Origin of the sequence: Myxococcus vastator (assembly GCF_010894475.1) — a bacterium.
Taxonomy (GTDB): domain Bacteria; phylum Myxococcota; class Myxococcia; order Myxococcales; family Myxococcaceae; genus Myxococcus; species Myxococcus vastator.
Genome location: NZ_JAAIYB010000661.1, coordinates 1 through 3369 on the forward strand (window position 1 = coordinate 1; position 3369 = coordinate 3369).

Annotated in this window: 3 protein-coding genes; 1 reads left to right on the top strand and 2 read right to left on the bottom strand. The window is 69.9% G+C overall.

Translation table 11 applies throughout. The features are described from left to right. Positions 1-708: 708 nt before the first annotated feature. Positions 709-1539, top strand: a complete 831-nt coding sequence (locus tag G4D87_RS35715; RefSeq protein WP_205507853.1) for a M57 family metalloprotease — start codon at positions 709-711, stop codon at positions 1537-1539. A 129-nt stretch (positions 1540-1668) separates the two neighbouring features. On the opposite strand, the gene G4D87_RS35720 is transcribed toward G4D87_RS35715, so the two are convergent. Beyond that, positions 1669-2049, bottom strand: coding sequence for a DUF5335 family protein (locus G4D87_RS35720; protein WP_176412401.1), 381 nt, complete (start codon positions 2047-2049; stop codon positions 1669-1671). Positions 2050-2185: 136 nt separating this feature from the next. Next, on the bottom strand, positions 2186-3331 hold the full coding sequence (locus G4D87_RS35725) for an AAA family ATPase (protein WP_205507854.1): 1146 nt from the start codon (positions 3329-3331) through the stop codon (positions 2186-2188). Positions 3332-3369: the final 38 nt, after the last annotated feature.

Sequence of the window (3369 nt, forward strand, 5' to 3'; positions counted from 1 at the left end):
GCCCAGCACCGGCACCAGCCACGCCAGCCCCACCCACGCCACCGCGGCCCGCACGTCCCGCTTGTGCAGCACCGCGTGGGCGCTGGCCAGCGCGCTGATGAGCACCGTCAGCGCCGCCACCACGTGGGGCCAGGCCACCTCCAACCACGCGGGGATGTCGAACAGGTGCATGGCGAACGGCGGGGTCCTCCCGCTTCCGCCTATCACGCCCGCCTGGAACGCGCAGTCCTCCGCGCCCCAGGGCGTCGGGAATCAACGCCCTCGCGGCCGTTGCCCCCGTGTGCCGGCGCTGCATGAGTCCCGCCCCACTGCGTTGAAGGGGTTGACGCAGGTTGTCTGGGAATGCATTTTGCCAATGTCTGGCATTTTGCAATGGGTGTCCTTCCCCCCGGGCGCAGCGGACCTGACCCACGGGGCAGGTGACCGATAACCAGACAGCACTGTCTGGTTTGGGTGCGGCTCCCTCGAAAGAGGCGATTCCTCCGTGGCGACGCCACGTTGCCGGACGCGCTGTCAGGAGTATTTACGTCGTTTGACTTCAAACATGGAAGGTCGCCGGTCCATGTAAGGTCCTGAAGTCTTGCTTTGTCCTCTGGGCGTCAGCTTGGCGCGGCGGTTGCTCATGGGCGGAGCGCTCCAGGCCGCGGCTGGCGGAATCGCCGGGCGGCCGGTGCGTCCCCCGAAGTAGGCGTCAGAGGAAACCCCAAGATGCTTAAGTTCCGCTCCGTTGCGCTGGTGGCTGGTGTGGCCCTTCTCGGTTCCGCGTGTGGTGGCCCGGAGGCCTCCGAAGCCGAGCAGCCGAAGATGACGTGGGAGGAGTTCCGGGCCTCGGTGTACGAGGACCCCGAGGGCAAGCTGATTTTCGACGGCGACATGGCGCTGGACAGCGAGGAGGAGCTGCGGGCCTTCTTCGACAACAACGTCGCGGCGGAGACGGGCACCAGCCGGGGCGGCCTGGCCGTCTACAACACCAGCTCCACCAAGTCCCCCACCGGCGACGTGAAGTGGAGCGCCACCCAGGCGCGGAACCTCACGTACTGCATCAGCAGCACCTTCTCTGGCAACAAGTCGAAGATGGTGACGGCGATGAACAGCGCCACGGCGGCCTGGGAGGCCACCGCGAACGTCAACTTCACCCACGTGACGGCGCAGGACACGGCCTGCACCGCTTCCAACAACAACGTGCTCTTCGACGTGCGTCCGGTGAGCTCGGGCGGCCAGTACCTGGCGCGCGCCTTCTTCCCGAACTCGGGGCGCTCGGGCCGCAACGTGCTGGTGGACAACACCGCTTTCGGCAGCATCTCCCCCTGGACGCTGGCGGGCATCATGCGCCACGAGCTGGGCCACGTGCTGGGCTTCCGCCACGAGCACACCCGCTCCACGGGCAGCGGCTGCTACGAGGACAGCGCCTGGCGCGCCCTGACGACGACGTATGACCGCGCGTCCGTCATGCACTACCCGCAGTGCGCGGGCACCCAGACGGGTGACCTGGTGCTCACCACCCTGGACAAGCAGGGCGCTCGCGCGCTGTACCCGTAATCCCACGATGCGGAAGCGCCACCCTGGCCGTGCCGTGAGGCCCGGTCAGGAGGGGCGCGCTGGCTGGAGGGCTCCCCTTGCTCGGGCGGGGGCCTTCCGGCCTCATCGCGTTCGCGCGGGGACCCGCCGTCAGGACGGCGCGCCGACGCCCGGCTCCTCGGCCGCGTGGGCCGACTCGAAGTAGATGAGCGTCTTCACGTGGTCCGCGTCCTCGATGTCGAGGCACTCCAGTTCGCCGCTGTCACTCTCGTCCGCGTAGATGTGGTCGGGCTTGAGGATGCGGTGGGTGACCTCGCCGCCCGGCCGGCCGACGATGATTTCCACGGAGCCCTTGTCGCTCCCCTTCGGCTCGAGGGCAATCTCCACCAGCGGCAGCCTGCCGGCGAGCGGCTGGTCGCCGAAGTCGGCGCTCTCCGTCTCGATGCGCACCCAGTGGTCCCGCTCCAGGTTGCTCAGCAGGGCCAGGTAGTCCCCCCAGCCTTCCTTGGGTATCTCCCGCGTGTGATGCATGTCTCTGCCCTCCAGATTCCGTTGCCCAGCAAAACCGTAAGGCTTGTGCGTGCGGGGTGTGGGACGGGCCTGCTCCCCTGGCACGTCACCACACGCCGCGGCCGGGCCCCGGGTCCGCTGACTGGAGACAGCGTGGCTACGCGAGCCGGGCCTGGACCTCGCCGGCCTCCAGCGTCAGCCGGAGCGTGCCGTCGTTGCCCCGGTGGCCAAAGTGCTCGTAGGCGGCCCGCTCCAGCAAGGGCGCGAGCGTGGTGCGCAGCCCGCGCGCGCCTGTCTCCCGCTTGAGCGCGCGGGCGACCACGAACGCCCGCACCTCGGGCGCCACCTGCAGGCGCAGCCCTTCTTGTTCGAACTCCCGCTCGTAGGCGCGCAGCACGTTGTGCTGGAGGATGTCGCCCAGGGTGGCCGTGTCCAGGGGGGAGAAGGAGACCAGCCGGTTGAAGCGGCCGATGAGCTCCGGGATGAAGCCGTAGCGCGCGAAGGCGGTGGTCTGTTCCAACTGCTCCTCCGTCACCCGCGTGGCGATGCTCTCCGCCCGCGCCGGGAGGGGTTCACGGCCGAAGCCCAGGTGCTCGCTCCGCGCCAGCCCCTCCGCGGTGGCGCCCAGGCCGCTGAAGGCGCCGCAGGCGATGAAGGTGACGCAAGCCAGCTCCATGGTGTCGGGCCGCTGGCGGCTGGTGAAGCCGAAGTCGGGTGGGAAGTCCGCGCTGGGGGCGGACAGCATGTGCAGCAGGCCGCGCTGCACGCCGAAGCCGCTGACGTCCTTCGTGGTCTGCTGGCCGGCGAAGCGGCTGTCGGAGCGACTGGTGGCGAGCTTGTCGAACTCGTCCATGCACACCACGCCGCAGCCGGCCCAGGCCGCGTCCCGGTCCGCGGCCTCGTACAGGCGCGACAGCAGCGTGCTCACGTCGTCGCCCACGTAGCCCGTTTCGGAGAACTGCGTCGCGTCCGCCAGCACGGTGGGCACGGCGAGGATTTCGCGGAACAGCAGCTCCACGAGGAACGTCTTCCCGGAGCCGGTGGGCCCCAGGAAGAGGCAGTTCTCCCGCATGCCTGGCTCGGGGGCGAGCCCCTCCAGGTGCAGGTGGCGGATGCGGCGCAGGTGCCGGTATGCCAGCACGGACGCCGCGCGGCGCGCCTCCGGCTGCCCCCGGTAGCCCCGGTCCGACAGCCGCTCGTCGATTTCGCGGGGAGAGAGGACCTCGATGGCGGCGACGCGCGCGCGCACGTCCTCGTCAGGCGATTCGGGCAGCGGCTCCAGGCCAGGGTGGGTGACGCTCATTCCAGGGGACTCCAAGCAGGGGCGGGTGGCCGCCGGAG